Origin of the sequence: Streptomyces sp. NPDC001292, from assembly GCF_042896465.1 — a bacterium.
In the GTDB taxonomy this organism is placed as follows: Bacteria; Actinomycetota; Actinomycetes; order Streptomycetales; family Streptomycetaceae; genus Streptomyces.
Genome location: NZ_JBIAXG010000004.1, coordinates 247,597 through 266,635, shown reverse-complemented (window position 1 = coordinate 266,635; position 19,039 = coordinate 247,597). Strand labels below are relative to the sequence as shown.

General features: G+C 71.0%; 15 protein-coding genes. 7 read left to right on the top strand and 8 right to left on the bottom strand.

The window, feature by feature from the left end:
- Window positions 1–24: 24 nt before the first annotated feature.
- The 6 genes from ACFY4A_RS07745 to ACFY4A_RS07720 are packed head-to-tail and all read right to left on the bottom strand — an operon-like array spanning window position 25 to window position 5,349.
- Window positions 25–774 carry an SDR family oxidoreductase gene (locus tag ACFY4A_RS07745; RefSeq protein ID WP_390828490.1) on the bottom strand — a complete coding sequence of 250 codons (750 nt, stop codon included), beginning with the start codon at window positions 772–774 and terminating at the stop codon, window positions 25–27.
- Complete coding sequence (locus ACFY4A_RS07740) at window positions 767–1,288, bottom strand: cupin domain-containing protein (protein WP_390828489.1); 522 nt, start codon at window positions 1,286–1,288, stop codon at window positions 767–769. Before ACFY4A_RS07740 ends, ACFY4A_RS07745 begins: the two co-directional genes overlap by 8 nt.
- Before the next feature lie 5 nt (window positions 1,289–1,293).
- Window positions 1,294–2,103, bottom strand: a complete 810-nt coding sequence (locus ACFY4A_RS07735; protein ID WP_390828488.1) for an alpha/beta fold hydrolase — start codon at window positions 2,101–2,103, stop codon at window positions 1,294–1,296.
- The gene (locus ACFY4A_RS07730) at window positions 2,100–2,903 is read right to left on the bottom strand and encodes an aspartate dehydrogenase domain-containing protein (RefSeq protein WP_390828487.1); all 804 of its coding nucleotides are present in this window, start codon (window positions 2,901–2,903) and stop codon (window positions 2,100–2,102) included. Before ACFY4A_RS07730 ends, ACFY4A_RS07735 begins: the two co-directional genes overlap by 4 nt.
- Window positions 2,900–3,838 (bottom strand): VOC family protein, encoded by a 939-nt coding sequence (locus ACFY4A_RS07725; RefSeq protein WP_390828486.1) that lies wholly within the window; start codon window positions 3,836–3,838, stop codon window positions 2,900–2,902. Before ACFY4A_RS07725 ends, ACFY4A_RS07730 begins: the two co-directional genes overlap by 4 nt.
- Before the next feature lie 23 nt (window positions 3,839–3,861).
- Window positions 3,862–5,349 (bottom strand): aldehyde dehydrogenase family protein, encoded by a 1,488-nt coding sequence (locus tag ACFY4A_RS07720; protein ID WP_390828485.1) that lies wholly within the window; start codon window positions 5,347–5,349, stop codon window positions 3,862–3,864.
- Between the two features lie 406 nt (window positions 5,350–5,755).
- Here ACFY4A_RS07720 and ACFY4A_RS07715 point away from each other — a divergent pair, with 406 nt between their 5' ends.
- Window positions 5,756–7,159, top strand: coding sequence for an MFS transporter (locus ACFY4A_RS07715; RefSeq protein ID WP_390828484.1), 1,404 nt, complete (start codon window positions 5,756–5,758; stop codon window positions 7,157–7,159).
- Window positions 7,160–7,498: 339 nt separating this feature from the next.
- Here the strand turns inward: ACFY4A_RS07715 and ACFY4A_RS07710 are convergent, their stop codons facing one another.
- Window positions 7,499–8,176 carry a DUF429 domain-containing protein gene (locus ACFY4A_RS07710; RefSeq protein ID WP_390828483.1) on the bottom strand — a complete coding sequence of 226 codons (678 nt, stop codon included), beginning with the start codon at window positions 8,174–8,176 and terminating at the stop codon, window positions 7,499–7,501.
- A 422-nt stretch (window positions 8,177–8,598) separates the two neighbouring features.
- On the opposite strand from ACFY4A_RS07710, the gene ACFY4A_RS07705 reads away from it, so the two are divergent.
- On the top strand, window positions 8,599–9,207 hold the full coding sequence (locus tag ACFY4A_RS07705; RefSeq protein WP_390828482.1) for a hypothetical protein: 609 nt from the start codon (window positions 8,599–8,601) through the stop codon (window positions 9,205–9,207).
- A 260-nt stretch (window positions 9,208–9,467) separates the two neighbouring features.
- Here ACFY4A_RS07705 and ACFY4A_RS07700 read toward each other — a convergent pair whose 3' ends face one another.
- Window positions 9,468–10,142, bottom strand: a complete 675-nt coding sequence (locus tag ACFY4A_RS07700) for a pyridoxamine 5'-phosphate oxidase family protein (RefSeq protein WP_390828481.1) — start codon at window positions 10,140–10,142, stop codon at window positions 9,468–9,470.
- 978 nt (window positions 10,143–11,120) lie between these two features.
- Here ACFY4A_RS07700 and ACFY4A_RS07695 point away from each other — a divergent pair.
- The 5 genes from ACFY4A_RS07695 to ACFY4A_RS07675 all read left to right on the top strand — a co-directional run bounded on the left by ACFY4A_RS07695 (window position 11,121) and on the right by ACFY4A_RS07675 (window position 18,634).
- On the top strand, window positions 11,121–12,350 hold the full coding sequence (locus ACFY4A_RS07695; RefSeq protein WP_390828480.1) for a sensor histidine kinase: 1,230 nt from the start codon (window positions 11,121–11,123) through the stop codon (window positions 12,348–12,350).
- Window positions 12,347–13,015, top strand: a complete 669-nt coding sequence (locus ACFY4A_RS07690; protein ID WP_390828479.1) for a response regulator — start codon at window positions 12,347–12,349, stop codon at window positions 13,013–13,015. The genes ACFY4A_RS07695 and ACFY4A_RS07690 overlap by 4 nt, the downstream gene beginning before the upstream one ends.
- 159 nt (window positions 13,016–13,174) lie before the next feature.
- Window positions 13,175–15,418, top strand: coding sequence for an MMPL family transporter (locus ACFY4A_RS07685; protein ID WP_390828478.1), 2,244 nt, complete (start codon window positions 13,175–13,177; stop codon window positions 15,416–15,418).
- Between the two features lie 568 nt (window positions 15,419–15,986).
- The gene (locus ACFY4A_RS07680; protein WP_390828477.1) at window positions 15,987–17,798 is read left to right on the top strand and encodes an ABC transporter ATP-binding protein; all 1,812 of its coding nucleotides are present in this window, start codon (window positions 15,987–15,989) and stop codon (window positions 17,796–17,798) included.
- Window positions 17,795–18,634, top strand: coding sequence for a serine/threonine-protein kinase (locus ACFY4A_RS07675; RefSeq protein WP_390828476.1), 840 nt, complete (start codon window positions 17,795–17,797; stop codon window positions 18,632–18,634). The genes ACFY4A_RS07680 and ACFY4A_RS07675 overlap by 4 nt, the downstream gene beginning before the upstream one ends.
- Window positions 18,635–19,039 lie beyond the last annotated feature (405 nt).

Below are 19,039 nucleotides of genomic sequence, written 5' to 3'. Positions count from 1 at the left end.
CGTACTCCTTGCAGGTCGGGTGGTTCAGTGCATGGTGAAGCCGCCGTTGACGGCGATCACTTGGCCGGTGATGTAGCGGGACTCCTCGCCGAGCAGAAAGGAGACGAGGCCGGTGAGGTCCTCGGGCTGCTGGGGGCGGGAGATCGCCCGGTTCGCGGCGTAGAGCGCGTGCCGCTCGGGTGGGACGGTGTCGGTGGCCTCGACCTCGGTGAGGCCCGGGGCGGCCGCGTTGACGGTGATGCCCTGTTCGCCCAGCTCACGGGCCATCCCCCGGGTAAGGGAGATGACCGCGCCCTTGGAGGCGAGGTAGTGGGCGAGTCTCGGCGAGCCGTACAGGGCGGCGTCCGAGGCGATGTTGACGATGCGCCCCGGCCGGGTCATCAGCGGCAGCAGGTGCTTGGCCACCAGCCAGGGTCCGCGCGCGTTGACCGCCATGAGCCGGTCCCAGACTTCGATGTCGATGTCCTGGAACTCCTTGCCGCCTACACCGTTGGCGAGCGCCGCGTTGTTCACCAGGCCGTACACGGGACCGGAGGCGGCCAGCCCGTCCGCGAGCGCGGCGACCGACTCCGGGTCGGCGACGTCCAGCGACACGAACTCCGCTTCGCCGCCGGCCTCGCGGATCGCCCGCGCGGTCCGCCTCCCCCACGCGGCGTTCAGCTCGGCGACCACGACCCGGAACCCGTCCGCGGCCGCCCGGCGGGCCACGGCCTCCCCGAGGCCACGGCCCGCCCCCGTCACGACGACCGTGCGCCGGGCGGCCGGCTCAGTCACGGGTGATGCCGTACAGCGGCGAGTACTCCGGGTACGTCGGCACCTGGGGCTTCTGGGTGCCGATGATCACGCAGAACAGTGCGTCCGTGTCGCCCTCGTTCTTCAGCGAGCGGGTGACGCCCGCCGGCACCACGATCATGTCGCGGTAGCCCAGGGTCCGGTACTCGACCTCGTCGGGGCCGCGGTGGATGCCGACGCGGACCTGGCCCTCCAGGACGAAGAACGCCTCCTCGACGTCGTGGTGGGTGTGGGCCGGCCCCTCGGCGCCGGGCGGCAGCAGCATGTTGGAGAAGGTGAAGCCGCCGGAGGGGATGATCCGGTTGTCGTTCTCGTGGTTGCCCGTGGCGCCGGAGCCGACGTAGCGGATCTGCGCACGCTTGAACTGCGGGCCCGCCTTCTCCTGGAAGGACAGGGTGCCCCAGTCGGGGTCCCGGGAGTCCTTGGTGGCGATCAGGGAGTCGGTGTACTTGGCGAGGTCGCCGCCGTGGTCGTACTCGGTGGTGGTGAGAGGCATCAGGCTCAGCCCTTCCTACGGTTCGTCAGGTGGTCGGTGGCGATGTGCAGATGGGAGGCGAGCCAGGCGTTGACACGCTCGGGCTGCTCCTGGTTGGCCAGGTGACCGGCGTCCTTGACGATCACGTAGGCGGTCTTGTGCAGACCGCCGGCCAGTACCTGTGAGCTGTCGGGGCCGGTGATCCGGTCGTTGTCGCCGCACAGGACGAGGGTGGGCGCGGTGACGCGGTGCAGTTCACCGCGCAGATCGGTGCAGGCCATGGCCTCGGCCGCGTATCCGTAGCCGGGCAGGCGGATCGAGGCTGCCATGGTGGCGGTGACGCGCTCGACGAGGTCCGCGGGGGCGTCGGGGGACAGCAGGCGCGGGGCGCGGACGGCGGCGAAGGCGTCCGGGCCGAGCTTGGCCAGCTCGTCCGTGCGGGCGCGCATCCCGGCCGCGTTGCCGGGATCAGTTCCCGAGCCGGGCGTGGAGTCGAGGACCATCACCGACTCGACGAGGTCGGGGTGGCGCACGGCGAGCCGCAGTGCGATCACGCCGCCCCACGAGACGCCGAGGACGTGGGCGCCGCCACCGCGCGCGCGGATCACGTCCGCTGCGACGTCGGCGAAGTCGTCCATCGTCAGCGGGCGCTCCGGGTCGGCCGACTCGGCGTATCCGGGAGCGTCCCAGGCGATGGCCCGGTGCGTCCGGCTCAGTGCCGCGAGTTGCGGGGCGAAGGCCGCCGAGGACGATCCGATGCCGTGCAGGCACAGCACCAGCGGGCCGCTGTCGCCGGCCTCCTCCAAGTGGAGACCGGAGATGTCGTAGGCGGTCACAGGATCTGCCCCGTCCGCCCGGCGAGCGCGGCGAGCGAACGCAGCACCGCGTACGGGACGACCTGGCTCGTCGCCGGGTTGGCGGCGTCGGGCAAGTGCCGTACCTCGAAGCGGTAGGCGCCGTGCGCGCCGCTCGCCTCGATCACGTGCGAGGTGTGCCGGGCCGCCGGGTCCGCGAGGACCCGGACCCGCACCGCGTCCGGGTCCCCGACGGCGAGGGCGACGGACGCCGCGACGTTGGTCGACTTGGGGAACTTCGCCGGCACGTCTCGCGCGGTCCCCGTCATCACCTCGACCGGCTCGGTCGCCGACCGCATGCGCCCGAGCAACTTCTCGTCCATCCAGGGCTGTTCGAGGGTGGACGGCAGTTTCGTGGTGGTCAGCCGCACCTCGTCGAGGGGGCCCATGGCGCGTACGGCCTGCAGGAGGTCGAGCCCGCCGACCGCGCCGCCGGTGAAGTACACGCGGCCGGGCCCGGCGTGCAGGAGCCTCTTGGTCAGCTCCTCGTCCGTGAGGGCTCCGGTCGAGGCGACGAGCAGGTCCGGGCCGGCGGTGAGGATCGCCTCGCCCCACTCGCGCACGACGCCCTGCCCGGCGGCTTCGACGATCAGGTCGCAGTGTTCCAGGGCCTGTTCGACGGTGTACTGCGGGACCGGGGCGGAGTCGCCGAGGGGCCGGTTGTCGACCACGCACACCAGCTCGGCGCCCGGGATCTCGCCCGCGGTCAGCGCGCCGCCGACGACGCGGCCGATGGCGCCCCATCCGATCAGGCCGATGCGGCGCGGGGTGTTTGTGCTCATGCGGGGACTCCTTCGGCGTCGACGGGCGCAACGACGGGACTGCCGTCGGGCGTGCCCGCCATGTGGGCGCGGATCAGCTTGGACGGCGGCCCTGCCGTGCCCCACACGTCGGACAGTTCGGGGGTACGCCGCCACACCTTGCAGATCCAGGCGTCCTCGGCGACCTGGGCGACGTCCGAGGTGTACTCGCAGACGAGGCCGGTCGGGTCGGTGAAGTAGGAGAAGGTGTTGTTGCCGGGCCCGTGCCGGCCCGGACCCCACTCGGGGGTGACGCCGTGGTGCCGGAGCCGTCCGAGGCCGCGCATGAAGTGGTCGAGCGAGTTCATCTCGTAGGCCACGTGGTTGAGCGACACCCATGGTGCCTGGTTGAAGGCGATGCAGTGGTGGTCGGTGTTGCAGCGCAGGAACGCCATCTGGTGCTCGGACCAGTCCGAGACACGCATTCCCAGGACGTCCTGGTAGAAGGCCACGGACGCGTCGATGTCGGGCGTGTTGAGCACGGCGTGCGTGACGCCGACCGGCACGGCGGCGTCACGTCCGCGTGCCGCGACCGCCCAGGTGTGTGCGGACAGTTCGATGAGCCGCCCGTCGACGTCCTGGAACCGGAGGCCGTAGCCGCCGCCCACCTGGTCCAACGGCCCCGGCCCGGTGACCGGGGTGATGCCGCGCGCTTCGAGCCGGCGCGCCGCCTCGTCGATCTCGGCGGGGGTGGCCACGGCGAAGGAGAGCTGCCCGAGGCCGATCCGGTCGGCACGGGTGAGCTTCAGGGCGTGGTGCTCCTCGCCGGTGCCGCGCAGCCAGCTCGCGCTGTGCTCGGCCTCGACGACCTCCAGTCCCCACACCTCTTCGTAGAAGTCGGTGGCCTCGGCGAAGTTCGGGGTGAGCAGTTCGACGGAGCGCAGTGAGCGCAGCCGGGCGATCGGGGGGTGTGTCATGGTGGGGGCCTCCGGGGAGTGCGTCAGTTGGCCCAGGGCAGGGGGGTGGCCTCGGTGCCCCAGTACAGGGACTTCTGCCGCTGGTAGGCGCGGATGAGGTCGCGGCCCTTCTCCGTGCCGAGGCCGCTGTCCTTCATCCCGCCGAACGGGGTGGAGATGGAGAACTGCTTGTAGGTGTTGATCCAGACGGTTCCCGCCTCGATGCGCCGTGCCAGCCGCCAGGCCGCCCGGGCGTCGCGGGTCCAGATACCGCAGGCCAGCCCGTACACGCTGTCGTTGGCCTGCTGTACGAGGTGGTCCTCGTCCTCGTACGGCAGCGCGACGAGGACCGGGCCGAAGATCTCCTCCTGGCAGACCCGGGCGGAGTTCGGCAGCCCGTCGATGACGGTCGGCAGGTAGTAGGCGCCGTCCGCGTAGGCAGCGCCGTCCGGGACCGCGCCGCCGCACAGGATGCGCCCGCCCTCCGCGCGCGCGAGGTCCACATACGCGGCGACCGCGTCGCGGTGCCGGTGGTGGACGAGCGGGGCGACTCTGGTGTCCGGGTCGGTGCCCGGCCCGACCCGCAGTTTCCGTACCCGCTCGACGAGTTGACCGAGGAAGGAGTCGTACAGCGACCGGTGCACGAAGAGCCGCGATCCGGCGACGCAGGACTGCCCGCTGGAGGAGAAGATCCCGAACATCACGCCGGCGATGGCCTGTTCGACGTCGGCGTCCTCCCGGACGATCGTCGGTGACTTGCCGCCGAGTTCCAGTGAGGCCGGGACGAGCTTGTCGGCGGCGGCGCGCGCGATGGTCCGGCCGGTACCGGTGCCGCCCGTGAAGCCGATCCGCCGCACGAGCGGATGGGTGACGATCGCATCCCCGACGATGCTGCCCTTGCCCGGCAACACGGAGAGCAACGCGGTCGGCATCCCGGCCTCGGTGAGGGCCTGGTGGACCAGGCGCCCGAAGGCGAGCGAGACGAGCGGCGTCCACTCGGCGGGTTTGAGCAGCACCGCGTTCCCGCCGGCGAGGGCCGGTGCGACCTTCTGCGCGTCGGAGGCGATCGGTGAGTTCCACGGGTTGATCGCGCCGACCACACCGATCGGCTCGTACACGCTCATCGTGAGGTAGGGGCCGCGCGCGGGGGTGAGAAAGTCCTCGGCGGTCTCGAGCGCGGCGGCCGTGAAGCGGAAGGTGCCGGCGGCGCTCAGTGCCAGGGCGCGGGTCTCGGTGAGCGTCTTGCCGGTGTCGGCCGTCTGCAGTGCGGACAGCTCGCCGGCGTGCTCCTCGATCAGGTCGCCGATCCGATGCAGGAGGCGGGCGCGCCGATGGGGAAGCAGGTCGCGCCAGGCGGGCGCGGTCGCGGCGTCGGCGGCGGCGCGGGCCGCCTCGTCGACATCGGCGGGCGAGGCGGCGTGGATGGTGGTGATCAGGGTTCCGTCGGCCGGGTTCACCGTCTTGATCGGGCCGCCCGCGCCGCGCCTGAAGGTGCCCGCGATGAGGATCTCGTCGGCTGGGATGCGCGGCATGGCAGAACCTCCGGACAGGAGTGGTACGGGAACCTCCGCAGGCGGTCGGCTCATGGGCCTGAAGCCGCGACGGCGAAGTGCTGGAAATCTAAGGGCTTAAATATTCTGCCCGCAAGGGGGCGGCTCCACTATTTTTCTTCCAAGGTGACGACTAACCCTTGACGGCCCCCGACATACAGGCGGTACAACCTAAGCGCTAAGAGATTCAGCGCTTACTCAATTAGCCGGTGGCGAGATCCGCGCTGCCCGCCCCTGAGGCACTCCGACCCGACCCCGCCGTACCCTCCCGTCCCTGCCTGCCGCGCGTTCGCCGGGGCCGCCCAGCCCCGCCCCGCACGGCCCGAACCCTCCCGCGCGTATCCTGCTCGTCCCGTAACACTCCGCGCGGGAGCCGGAGGACCCCTCCATGACGATCGACGCCCCCCGCGCCGCCGCGGGCCGCCACCCGGACAGCGCGGCGCTCGCCGCCGCCATCGGCGCCCGCTTCGAACGCCTGCCCCTGTGCCGCTGGCACGTCACCGTCCGTCTCATCATCGGCGCGGTAACCTTCTTCGAGGCCTTCGACCAGCTGCTCATCGCCTATGCCCTGCCCGAACTGCGTACCGAATGGCAGCTCACCACCGCGAACACCACCGCGCTGATGACCGTCGGCTCGGTGGGCATGCTCGCCGGAGCACTCCTCTCCGGCCGCCTGGCCGACCGCCTCGGCCGGGTCAAGGTCATCGCGGCCTGCATCGCACTGTCCAGCCTCTGCAACCTGGCCCTCACCCTGTGCACCTCACCTGCCCCGTTCATGGCCGCCCGTTTCGTCCAGGGCCTGGCCATCGGCGGCGAGGTGCCGGTCGCGGCCACCTTCATCGCCGAGATCACCCGCACCCACCAGCGTGGCCGTTTCGTACTTCTGTACGAGCTGGTCTTCCCGGCGGGCCTGACGGCGGGCGCCCTGCTCGCCTCGTGGCTGGTTCCCCTGCTCGGCTGGCGCTGGATGTTCGGACTCGCGGCGATCCCGGGGGCGCTGTGCCTCCTCATCGCCCGGTACGTGCCCGAGTCGCCGCGCTGGCTCGCCGACCACGGACGCCACGAGCAGGCGCTCGAAACAATGACGTCGATCGAGGAGAGGGTAGAGAAGATCACCGGCGAGCCACTTCCCGAACCTCCGGCCGCGGCACCTGCCGCACAGGGGACCACCGGCCGGGGGGGCCTGCGTGAACTGCTCTCCGGCCGCTACCGCAGGCGCACGCTGGTCGTCGGCGTCCTGTGGTTCACCGGCTACTTCGCCAACTACGGCATCACATCCTGGCTTCCCACGATCTACGGCACCCGCTTCGGTCTGAGCCTCTCGGACTCGCTCGTGTACGCGACGGTGACCTCCTGCGCGGGCCTCGTCGGGTGCCTCGTCGTGGCCCTGACCGTGGACCGCGTCGGCCGCCGCCGCACCATCATGTGGTGCCTGGGCGCCGCCGCCGTCGCTCTGCTGCTCCTCGGCCTCTTCTCCGGCGGTTCGGCCACAGGCGTCCTGGTCTGGACATCGCTGGCGAGTGTCTTCCTCTTCGGCTCCAACATCTGCCTGTACCTGTACACCCCCGAGTTGTTCCCCACCCGCATGCGGGCCCTCGGCTCGAGCGTCGGCGGCGCCCTGAACCGCCTCGGCGTCATCCTCGGCCCGATCGTGGTCGGCGCGATCTACGCGGACGGTGCGCTCGGCACCGTCTTCGTGACCCTCGCGGCAGTGGCCCTCGCCGGATCACTCACGGCGGGGGCGGGCGCGGAGGAGACGAGCGGGCAACGGCTGGAGGACTTGGCGCCGTAGCTGAGCCACACGAAGCCCCTCCACCCCTCCGGCGCGGGCGTGGGTGACAAAGCCTGCTGCACCAGGCACGGACCCGCTCCGGTTCCTCTTCGCGCGGCACGCGCCGGGAAAGCCCGCTTCGACGGCCTCTCCCGGCGCAGCCCGCTGCCTCACCACCGGAATCGAGCCCTCGCTCGGACCGCAGGCCACGGCGTACGTGCGCCCCGACCCGCGCAAGACCTGACACCCCGCTCCCCGGGACGCCGGACCCGGATCCACCGCATACCGGAACAGCGTCGGCGTGCCCGACGATTCGACGTCCGCGCAGGAGCCCTCGCGCGGATTCGAGTCATGAATCAGTCAGTATCGAATCTCGATGAGGCGGCCCTCCACGTCCGGCTCGGGCACCATGGGAAGCCGCTCTGCGATCCCGAGCGCGATCCGGTGCGCCGACCAGGCGGCGGCAGCGGCGTCGAGTACATCGTCCACGACGACCCGATCAGCCTCTCCGAGTTCGTCCGGGAGCACGAGTCCGGCCTCGGCCAGCAGTGCGCGGCGCAGGTTTTGGCCGCGCCAGGTCTTCTTGGCGTACGCCAGTGGCACCCCGCCGGCCAAGGCATAGAAGGACACCTCGGGATGTACCTCGTGAATGCGCTCATCGGCAAGCCAGCACGCCCTAGCCTCGAGAAGTTTCGGTGCCAGCGCCCACGCCTGCTGGCTCAGCCGACTCCCGGTGAGCTCCTGGCACCGGTTTGCGGCTGCCGGATAATCAAGCTCCTGCCATGCGGGCCTTGGCGCGATGAGGAAAACGCTGCTGCGTCGCGTTCCCAGCAGCGCCTTGGCCGCGAGATCAGCGGCACGCCAGCCCTTCTCGCCAAGACCCAGCGGCATGTCCACCGCGATGGCCTCTACCGCACCGGCACGCTCGATCAGCGTATTGAGGGATACAGCCACCAGACTTCCCGCGTACGCGCCGTCCGTGAGCCGGATCCCCACCCACCCCTGCTTACCGCAGGCGTCGATCCCCAGGACGTCCATCCCATCCCCAGACCAACTCGGGCCGAAAGGCAGTGTCCCGTCCGCTGCCGGCAGCGGACGGGACGGCAGCTGTGACAGGCCGAACACGCTGAGAGTACCGTCCACCCGGCTGGATCAGCGACGGACCCGGCCCCGCCGCGGCACGGGACTCCCCTGCCGTTACCTGCACACCCATGTATCTGGTGCCTCCAGGCAACGTTTGCCCGTGAAGGAGCGGCGTCCGGTGCGTGCCGTGTCCGGCTCGGTGGTGTCCACCAGACAGCAGCACCCCTCCTCGCCACGCAGCCGCAAGCGTGCGATCGACTCGAGTGCGGCAGCGACCTGCGGCGCGAATCGATGCGGCACCAGTGGGTACGGGGGGTGGACAGGTAGGCGTCGAGGAAATGACGCCGCCGGAGCGAGAAGGTGCGATGTCACCCGAGGTGAGGACCCACGAATGGTCGCCGGCCTCCTTCCTCGCGGGGCGGCTGATCGAAGCGCTCCCGCGGATCCCGGTCCGCGATCTGAATACGTTGCGCAGGCAGTTCCCCGGCCAGGGCCCGGAGGAGATCGCCGACCATCTGGTCACCGGTGCGGTACGGGGCACCGAGGTGGTAGGAGCGGGCGTCGGGTCTGCTTCGGCGCTGCCCACGCCCCCGGCGATGCCCGCGGAACTGGCCGCGGGCGTCCTGGGGACGGCGGCCGTCGAATTCAAGCTCATCGCCGAACTGCACGAGGTGTACGGTCTGCGGGCTCCTGGCACCGCGCGACAGCGTGCCGCGCTGTATCTCGCGGAATGGACCGAGGGACGCGGCCTGAACGTTACGAAACCGGCCTCCGCCGTCAGTCTCATGCTCAGCGTCCGGCTGAGAAGGGAACTGCGCCGACGGCTCTTGAGCCTCACCGTCCGCCGGGTCCCCATGCTGATGCCCTTCATGGTCGGCGCGGTCATCGGCGCCTCGCTGAACCGCTACGACACCCAAAGGCTCGCCCAGCGCATTCGTGCGGACCTGCGCGCCCGTCAGGTGCCCTGGGAAGGCCCGCCCGCCTGAGCGGGAATCCCCGGTGCGCGCTCGGCCGCCCCGGTGGGTGCCAGTGCACGAACAGCCGGCCACAACTTCACGGTGAAAGGAACGGATGGCCATGGGTTCACCCATGAGATGGCCATGGGTGAACCCATGAGATGGAACGACAGATCCGCCACCGTGGCGATACGTCCTCCGTCCCTCGGGTCCCTGAGGCCCCCATGCACAGGACCGGGGCTCACTGCCCCCGTCCGCCCACCCTCCCCGAAAAGCGTCACCGCAATCTCTCAGCCGTGCCGGGTTCCCACCCGGCATGCGATGTGCGCCGGTACGGGGGTGCCGGCAGGCAGTGCTGGATCAGGGACGGGCTCGCCCCATACAGCGGTCAGCGGCAGGACCCCGGCCCACAGCTCGAGCCCCGCGTCGGGTCCGTCACCGTCCTCGGGTGCGCCGGTACGGATCTTGACGGAGGCTTCTTCCAGGGAGACGGCGAGCAGGGTGGTGGCGGCGAGTTCTTTGCGGTTCGGGCGGCGGGCGTAAGACCACTGGCCAGGAGCCGAATGCTCGGTGAGCCGGCGAAGTCCCGTCAGTTTTTCCTCGGGGTCGGTGACCTTGCGGGCGTCGCCGTGGATCACGGCGCTGCGGTAGTTCACACCATGCTCGAAGACGGACCGGGCGAGCACCAGCCCGTCGACGTGCGTGACGGTGACGCAGACGGGGATATCACCGGTCAGACTGCGGCTGGCCACGGACCCGTGCAGATACAGCCACTGCTCGTCCCGCCCGTACACCGTGGGTAGGACGAGTGGCCGCCCTTCGATCACCACCCCCAGGTGACAGACGAACCCGGCGTCCAGGACCGCCTCCAGATCGGTCCGCTCCAGGCTGGCCTGTTCACGTAGGCGGCGGTGCCGGGTGCGGTCGGTAACGGGGAGTCGGGGTGGGAGAGGTTTCGAGGCCATGCCCCCGAAGATAGCGATATCGCAAAGAACCGTCTAGATATCTTCCGATTTCATCGAGCATTAGACGCTGAACAACGAAATCCGTAGAAACTTGCCGCGCACAAGCTGGCGCGGATCAACTGCTCGGCCGTCTGAGGCACACCTGAGAAACATCTGATGCGCACCTGAGACACACCGCACATCGCGCCGCCGGTCGGCACGCTGACCGAGACACGGTCACTGCCGACCCGGCGGTCGCGTGCTTCTCAAGAGGTACCGGCGGCGCGATGGGCGCTGATCACCTCGACCGGCGTCGGCCCAGGCGGCGCCCGACTCCGACACTCCTCGGCGAAGGCAGCACGGAACTTCTACGTCGTCACATACACAGCCCCGGCACCGCCCCGCACCGACCACCTGCAAGCGTCTGGGACGCCACCTCGGCCGAGGCCCTCATCACACCGCCCGCTCGTACGACCCGCCAAAGCCCCCGCCAGGAGGACACGACCGGCGCAGCAACGGCACAAGAACAGCGACAAGAGGCTCTTGACGCGGATCAGCCGCACACGAAGGCACGCGCCGAGCGTGGCCAGGCCCACTCCCCCGGCCCGGAATCCACCACCTCCCGCCCGGGCAAAGCGTCATCCACCCCTCCGGCCAAACGAAGAATCCCTTCACCAACCAGACGACACCATCAACACCAACTGCCCACACGACCGCACCATGGAGGATGCCTGCGCGAGGAGTGCCGGGGACGGGGAAGCGTGGTCAACGACGACGGACGCCACGAGCTGTGTCCAAGTGCCGGATGTTCAAATGAAGCTGACAGGGCGTCGATTCATCCAGGGGCGGAAAGGCGCCGAACAGGAGATCGACACCCTCTGCCGTACTCCACCGGTTGCGCCTCCGACCCCCTCCCGTACCCCCGGAGTTGCGCGCCGGCGCCGCCGGATCCGCCGCGCGGTGGGCGCGCCACTCCCGTACCGCCCCTACCCTGACCGTATGGCCTTCGAACCCGCCCCTAGCCAGCGCGGCGAACCGCGGCTGCCGCACGGCCGGGCCGCCGACCTGGCGTTGGCCGGAGCCGTGTTCATCGTGGTGTGGCTGGGCTCCCTCCATTCGTTCTGGGACGAGAACGAACGGAGCGGCCCGGTGCTCGCACTGGCCGTGCTGCTCCTCGTCCTGGCCTGCGGGGTGCTGTACTTCCGCAGGCGCCACCCCGTCGCGGTGGGCTGGACGGTGCTCGTGCTCACCGGCACCTTCTACTCGCTGCGCTTCGACGGTCCCCTGATAATCGCCCTGATCGTCGCGCTGTACACCGTCGCCGCGACGGGCCGCATGCGCGCCGCCGTCGCGCTCGCCTCGGTCGTCGTGTTCGGCGTGGGCACGGTCAGCGTCCTGGGCAGCAAGGACCTGACCGGGCTCGCCGTCTTCCTGCTCTCCGGTTGGCTCGTCGCCGTCGTCGCGCTCGGATATGTCCGCTACAGCCGCCTCGCACGCGCCCACGAGGTCGAGCGGCGTGCCGCCACCGAGGAGCGGCTGCGCATCGCCCGCGAACTGCACGACGTCATCGGCCACCACATCTCGCTCATCAACGTTCAGGCGGGCGCCGCCCTGCACCGCCTGAGAAAGGACCCGGCGAGCGCCGGAGCTCAGGCCGAGGAGGCCCTGGCCGCCGTCAAGGACAGCAGCAAGGCGGCACTGCGCGAACTGCGCGCGACCCTCGGTGTGCTGCGCCAGGCCGACGAGGCGGCGCCGCTGGCACCCGCGGGCGGGCTGGACCGGCTGGGCGAACTGGTCCGGGCGGCGGAGCGGGCCGGGCTCGCCGTACGCACGCGGACCGAGGGCGTCAAGCGGCCGCTGTCCACCGAGGTGGACCTGGCGGCGTACCGCATCACGCAGGAGTCGCTGACCAACGTCGCCCGGCACGCCCACGCGACTGCGGTCACCGTACGGCTGCGCTATGGTGGCCGCGAACTCCTGGTGGAGGTCGCGGACGACGGGAACGGCACGGCAGCGCAGGACGGCGCCGGCGCCACGGGTCCCTCGACCGGCAGCGGCCTGCGCGGCATGCGCGAGCGCGCCCGCGCCCTGGGCGGTGAGCTCACCGCGGGGCCCCGGCCGGGCGGCGGATTCGCCGTGACAGCCCGGATTCCGTACGGTCCGTACGTTCCAGACCGCCCCGACGATCCGCAGGCGTCACGCGAGAACGGAGCAGGCAGACGACCATGATCAGGGTGCTGCTCGCCGACGACCAGCGACTCGTCCGCGCCGGTTTCCGCTCCATCCTGGAGGACGAGGACGACATCACGGTCGTCGGCGAGGCGGCCGACGGCGACGAGGCCGTCACCGCCTGCCGCGAACTGCGCCCCGACGTGGCCCTGCTGGACATCCGGATGCCCGGCTCCGACGGCATCGAGGCCGCCCGGCGGATCGCCGCCGACGAGCGGCTCGCGGGCGTCCGCGTCGTCATCCTGACCACCTTCGACCTGGACGACTACGTCTACGGCGCGCTGCGCGCCGGCGTCACCGGCTTCCTGCTCAAGGACACCGAGCCGGAGGAGCTGATCCACGCCGTCCGGGTGGCCGCCCGCGGCGACGCGCTGATCAGCCCGTCCGTCACCCGCCGGCTGATCGCCGAGTTCGCAGGCCGGATCAGGACACCGAAGCCCGGCCCCCGGCTCAACGCGCTCACCGAGCGGGAGCGGGAGGTCATGCAGCTGGTCGCGGCCGGCCTGAGCAACGACGAGATCGCCGCCCACCTGGTCCTCAGCCCCGCCACGGCGAAGACCCACGTCAGCCGCATCATGACCAAGCTGTGCGTGCGGGACCGGGCCCAACTGGTCGTGCTCGCCTACGAGTCCGGGCTGGTCCGCCCCGGCTGGCTGACCGACTGACCACAGCCGGACGACGCGGGACGGCCCGGCGAGCCCCGACTCCCACGGACGGGACAACCGAAGTAGTACGCGCCCCTCCGAACCCACAACCGCCGGGGTATGCGAGGTGTCCGCCCCGGGCGGACGTGCCCGGCCATACGCCCACCGCACGCTCGGCGCATGAACACATCACCCGCAAGCGGCGACGACATCGCCACCGACGCCCCTCCCACAACCGGGGTCCGCACGCCCCCGACGCCCGAGACCGCTGTCACCCCGGCGGCCCCCGGCCGCGGCGGGGTCTTCGCCCGCCTGGCCTTCTGGTCGCAGCGCCACCGCTGGGCCGCCCTGCTCCTCTGGGTGGCCGTGGTCGCCGTGATCGCCGCCGGCGCACGGGCGGCCGGCAGTACGTACCACAACGACTTCCTGCTGCCCGGCACCGACTCCCAGGCCGCCACCGATCTGTTGAAGAAGCATGGCTCGGCACAGGCCGGCGACAGCGTGCAGATCGTCTTCAAGGGCGAGACCGGGCTGCGGGGCGCCGGCATCCGGCCCCGCGTCGAGTCGATGCTGAACGAGGTCCGCGGCCTGCCGGGCGTCGCCACGGTCCGCAGCCCGTACGCGGACACGGCCGCCATGTCCCAGGATGGCACCATCGGATATGCCACTGTGACGCTGGCCGGCAAGGCGCAGGACGTACCGAAGCCGGACATCGTCAGGATCATCGACACAGCGAAGTCCGCAGAACGGTCCGGGGAGACCGGCCTGAGAGTGGAGCTCGGCGGTGCGGCGGTGCGCGCGGCGGAGGAGCAGCAGAGCGGGGCCGCCGAGGGCGCGGGACTGATCGCCGCGCTGGTGGTACTCGTGCTGCTCTTCGGCTCGGTGGCGGCCGCCGCGCTGCCCCTGGTCACAGCGCTGTTCGCGGTGGGCGGCGCGATCGGCCTGATCGTGCTGGCCTCGCACGTTTTCACGGTCGCCGACTTCACCCCGCCGGTGATGATGCTGGTCGGCCTCGCGGTCGGCGTCGACTACGCGCTGCTGATCTTCTACCGCTACCGCCACGAGATCACGGACGGCGCCGATGCGTCCACGGCCACGCGCCGGGCGCTGGACGCCGCCGGTCGTACCGTCTTCTTCGCCGGCTGCACCGTCATCATCGCGCTGCTCGGCCTGGTGGCCCTGGGACTGGGCGCGCTGCAGGGCGTGGCGCTCGCCGTCGCGCTGACCGTCCTCGTGACCATGGCGGCATCGCTCACCCTGCTGCCGGCGCTGCTGGCGGTGTTCGGCGGGCGCATCCGGCGCCAGGTGCTGCGGCACGCGGCCAAGGCGCAGGCCAAGGGGAGGGTGACGGGCCGCCGTTGGCGTGCCCTGGCCCGCGCCGTACAACACCGGCCGCTGCCAGCCCTGCTGGTCGCCACCGCGGCCCTGCTGGCCCTGTCCGCGCCTGCGCTCGGCATGCGCCTCGGCTTCGCCGACGCGGGCAACGACCCTGCCTCGTCCACCAGCCGGCAGGCCTACGACCTGCTGGCAGAGGGCTTCGGCCCCGGTTTCAACGGCCCGCTGATCGTCGTGGGCAAGGGCAACCAAGCGGCGGGCGCTCAGCTGCGCTCGGCCATCGCCGCAACCGACGGCGTGGCGGCAACGACCCCGCCGATCCCTTCCCCCGACGGCTCCCTGTCCACGGTCCTGGTGTTCCCCACGACCGCGCCACAGGACAAGGGCACCACCGACCTCGTCCACGAACTGCGCGACCACGTGCTGCCGCCGCTGGAGCAGCGCACCGGCGCGGACTTCCTGGTCGGCGGTTCGACGGCGGCCGCGCAGGACTTCGCCGACAGGGTCTCGGCCCGCATGGCACTTTTCATCGCCATCGTGGTGGGCCTGTCGTCACTCCTGCTGATGGCGGTCTTCAGGTCGCTCCTGATCCCCCTCAAGGCCGCCGTCCTGAACCTCTTGTCCATCTCCGCCGCCCTGGGCGTGATCACCCTGGTCTTCCAGCACGGCTGGTTCGGCGCGCAGCCGGGGCCGGTCGAGGCCTTCATCCCCGTGATGATCTTCGCAATCGTCTTCGGTCTCTCCATGGACTACGAGGTGTTCCTCGTCTCCCGCATCCACGAGGAGTGGGTACGCACCCGGGACCACTCCCACGCCGTCCGCGAAGGCCTGGCCGCGACCGGCAAGGTCATCACAGCGGCCGCCAGCATCATGATCGTCGTCTTCGCGGCCTTCATGCTCAGCCCCAGCCGCATGCTCCAGCAGTTCGGCCTGGGCCTGGCGACGGCCATTCTCCTGGACGCGCTGATCATCCGCTGCCTGATCGTCCCGGCCGCCATGCAGCTTTTCGGCACCCGGGCATGGTGGCTGCCGGCCCCGTTGTCCCGCCGCCTGCCGAGGCTGGCGCTGGAGGGCGATCACACCCTCTGACAGGGGGCCACAAGGGAGTCGCCCGGCAGGTGTGCGCGATCGCAAGGCACCGGAGCGCCCTCGAGGCGGAGCCGCGTGGGCGGCTCCGCAACGCGGGTACCACGAACTCGGCAGAGCGAATGACAACAGCACTGCCCGAGCGCCGCGCCTCGTCGACGGACGGAGTCACCGTGACGAGCCCACGCACCGCGACCGCGGGACCGGTCGCCCCCGGCGCGTCGGGCAGCACGATGAGGCTGAGGACGACATTTTTTCCTCGCGAGCCATCCGAATCCGACCCTGACACGTATCTGTAGTGAAGAGAGTTCCTCAATGAGGTTCAGGAGGATCCATGGCTATCTTCAGCAAACTCATGCCGGCACGAAGTGACGACTACCGCTCGACGAGGCACCGCAGCGGACACGGTTCGCACCATCACCACAGCGGACACCGTTCGCACCGCCACCACAGCGGACACCGTTCGCACCGCAGCGGACACCGCCGCAGCCGCCACTGACCGAACGAGTGCTGAGCGGGCCGGAGACTGGATGCCCCGGTCCGCTCCGCAGACCCCCGAGGTGCGCGTCTCATGGTGCATGTCCTGCGGCGTCTGCTGTCGGTGGAGGCTTCCGACGCCGTCGTGGCGGCCGCGCCCGCGATGGCGCCGCGTGAGGTGTTCCGGCGGTTCTGGCCCTATACGCGCGGCGGCCGGCGATGGCTCGTCCCCGTTCTCTTCTTCAGCCTGATCGGCCCGGCCGTTGACGCCTCGGAGATCTGGCTCTTCAAAACCGTCGTGGACGCTGTGCTCGTTCCCCGCGATCTGCGGCCGTTGCTCTGGATCGCACCGGTCTACCTGGGGCTCATCGTCTGCTCCGGGGTGCTGCGGTTCGCCGACGACGTGACGTCCACCTGGGTCGGCGAGCGCTTCCTGCTCTCTCTTCGCGCCGATGTGTTCCGGCACGTCCAGGGGCTGTCGCTGGGCTTCTTCGAACGCCGGCGGCTCGGGGACGTGCTGTCCCGCATCACGGGCGACGTCGACGCGGTCGAGACGTTCCTGCTCTCCGGGGTGGCGGACGCCCTCTACTACGTGGTCTGCCTGGGTGTCTACCTCGGCATGCTGCTCTACCTGCGGTGGGACCTGACCCTGCTCGCCCTCGCCATCGTGCCGCTGTTCTGGGCCGCCGCCCGGCACTTCTCACGGCTGATCAAGGCCGCGTCACGGGAGCGCAGGCGCCGAAGCGGCTCGCTCAGCGCGGTCGCCGAAGAGGCGCTCGGCAACGTCGCGCTGGTGCAGGCGTACAACCGGCAGGGGTGGGAGGAGCACCGGTTCGAGCGGGAGAACGTCGGCAAGTTCCGGGCGGCGATGGCCTCGACGCGGATCCGGGCCGTCTACTCGCCCGTCGTCGAGGTCATCGAGGTGTCCGGCGGCCTCGCCGTGATGGGCCTGGGCACCTGGAAGCTGGCCCAGGGACAGCTCACCCTGGGTGGACTGCTGGTCTTCCTCGCGCTGATCGGCAAGCTCTACAGCCCGGTCCGCGGCCTGGCCCGCCTCGGCAACACCTTCTACGCGGCCTCCGCCTCGGCCGAGCGGATCATCGAGTTGCTGGACCAGCGGCCGCAGGTCGTCGAGGCTCCAGGCGCCCGGCGGATCGGCCGCGCGCGGGGGGACGTGGAGTTCGACGGCGTCTGGTTCCGCTATCCCGGTGCCTCCTCGTGGGCGCTGTCGGACGTGTCCTTTCACGTGGCCTCGGGCGAGACGCTGGCGTTGGTCGGGGCGAGCGGGGCCGGCAAGTCGACGGTCGCCAAGCTCCAGTTGCGCTTCTACGACCCCGACCGGGGCGCGGTACTCCTCGACGGCACCGACCTGCGGGACCTGAGCCTGTCCGCGGTACGGGAGAACGTCGCGGTGGTGCTCCAGGAGACCCTTGTCTTCCACGGCACCGTGCGGGAGAACATCGCCTACGGCCTGCCGGACGCGACGGACGCCGAAGTCGTCGCGGCGGCGCGCGCGGCGGACGCTCACGAGTTCATCGAGCGGCTCTCGGAGGGCTATGACACGCTGGTCGGCCAGCGCGGCCGGACACTGTCCGGCGGACAGTGCCAACGCCTGGCGATCGCCCGGGCGATGATCAGGGACGCGCCCGTGCTGCTGCTGGACGAACCGACCACCGGGCTCGACGTCCGGTCGGGCCGACGGATCATGGACCCGCTGCGCCGGCTCATGGCCGGGCGGACCACCGTCGTCATCTCCCACAACCTGCTGACCGTCCGGGACGCCAGCCGCATCGTGGTACTCGACCACGGCCGGATCGCCGAGCAGGGCGCCCACGACGACCTGCTGTGCCGCGACGGCACATACGCCCGGCTGCACCGGCTCAGCGCGGGCGCGGTGCTGTCATGAGCGCCCCCGTCCCCTGGGCCCCGGGCACGAAACCGGCGCCGGGCTACGTGATCCTGGAGCATCTGGCGCGCACCGGCTGGCTCGACGTCTACGACGCCTGGAGCCAGGAACGCGAATGCCGGTGCGTGGTCAAGGTGGTGCGACCGGACCATCGCGGCGAGCAGCGGCTGGGCGAGCGGTTGCTGCGCGAGGGGCGGTGGCTGCGGGACTTCGCCCATCCGCACCTGGTCCGTGGCTACGAGACGTTCACGTCGCCCGAGCCGCTCGTCGTCCTGGAGACGCTGACCGGTGAGACCCTGTCCCACCTCGTACACCGGTTGCGGCGGCGGCCGGCCGCCGCCGATGTGGCGCTGCTCGGGGTGCAGATGTGTTCGGCGGTCCACTACCTCCACGGTCGGGGCCTGCTCCATCTGGATCTCAAGCCCGCCAACGTAGTGGTGGACCGCGGCCACGCCAAGGTACTGGACCTGAGTCTCGCCCGGCCTCCCGGGCCCGCGCCCGCGGGGCTGGGCACGTGCTGCTATCTCGCTCCGGAGCAGGCCCGGGGCGGGCCGCTCACGGCCGCCGCCGACGTGTGGGGCATCGGCATCACGCTGTTCGAAGCGGCCTGCGGGGAGGAGCCGGTCGCCTGCGGGGCGAGCACGGCCACGGCAGACGGCCACGACACCGATGACCGGTATTGGCAGCTCGAGGAGGCCGCCCCGCCGATCGGGTCCCGGCGGCGCCTCCCGCTCGCCCTCGCCGCCGCCGTCGACACCTGCCTGCGGGCCGATCCGTCGTCCCGGCCCACGGTCGCCGGACTGGCCTCCGCCCTCAAGGCGGCGCTGCCCGAGTGACGCTGCTGGGCCGGGGGCCCATACCTCCCGGGCCGGCACAGGGCGGTCTGCGGGTGAGCCATGGCGAGAACGGCGTCCGTCGGCGGACGCCGGAGAGCGTGTTCGAGTCGACCGGGGGCATCGCGGTGGCCGTTTCGGACGGGGAGGTCGCGGACGCGGACGGTCGTGCTGTCCGAGTACAACACCTCAACATACGAGCCCACTGGATTTAACCCCCTCGCCCGCCTCGGCGACGCGCCCGGAAACTGGCTGCCGTCGCCCCGGGACGCATCCGTGCCCCGGCGGTCCTGGGGGCGCAGGGCCTTCTCCGCAGTCCGGCACGGCACTGCTTCCCCGTTACTTCTGCCACCCGCGTAGATACCGTCCTCGGCCGTCGCGGAGGAGTCATCGCGGAGGAGTCATCGC

Excerpts from the sequence above, each read along its gene's own strand:
- ACFY4A_RS07740 (WP_390828489.1), bottom strand. The coding sequence starts at position 1,288 with ATGCCTCTCACCACCACCGAGTACGACCACGGCGGCGACCTCGCCAAG.
- ACFY4A_RS07730 (WP_390828487.1), bottom strand. The coding sequence starts at position 2,903 with ATGAGCACAAACACCCCGCGCCGCATCGGCCTGATCGGATGGGGCGCC.
- ACFY4A_RS07725 (WP_390828486.1), bottom strand. The coding sequence starts at position 3,838 with ATGACACACCCCCCGATCGCCCGGCTGCGCTCACTGCGCTCCGTCGAA.
- ACFY4A_RS07720 (WP_390828485.1), bottom strand. The coding sequence starts at position 5,349 with ATGCCGCGCATCCCAGCCGACGAGATCCTCATCGCGGGCACCTTCAGG.
- ACFY4A_RS07715 (WP_390828484.1), top strand. The coding sequence starts at position 5,756 with ATGACGATCGACGCCCCCCGCGCCGCCGCGGGCCGCCACCCGGACAGC.
- ACFY4A_RS07710 (WP_390828483.1), bottom strand. The coding sequence starts at position 8,176 with ATGGACGTCCTGGGGATCGACGCCTGCGGTAAGCAGGGGTGGGTGGGG.
- ACFY4A_RS07700 (WP_390828481.1), bottom strand. The coding sequence starts at position 10,142 with ATGGCCTCGAAACCTCTCCCACCCCGACTCCCCGTTACCGACCGCACC.
- ACFY4A_RS07695 (WP_390828480.1), top strand. The coding sequence starts at position 11,121 with ATGGCCTTCGAACCCGCCCCTAGCCAGCGCGGCGAACCGCGGCTGCCG.
- ACFY4A_RS07690 (WP_390828479.1), top strand. The coding sequence starts at position 12,347 with ATGATCAGGGTGCTGCTCGCCGACGACCAGCGACTCGTCCGCGCCGGT.
- ACFY4A_RS07685 (WP_390828478.1), top strand. The coding sequence starts at position 13,175 with ATGAACACATCACCCGCAAGCGGCGACGACATCGCCACCGACGCCCCT.
- ACFY4A_RS07680 (WP_390828477.1), top strand. The coding sequence starts at position 15,987 with ATGGTGCATGTCCTGCGGCGTCTGCTGTCGGTGGAGGCTTCCGACGCC.
- ACFY4A_RS07675 (WP_390828476.1), top strand. The coding sequence starts at position 17,795 with ATGAGCGCCCCCGTCCCCTGGGCCCCGGGCACGAAACCGGCGCCGGGC.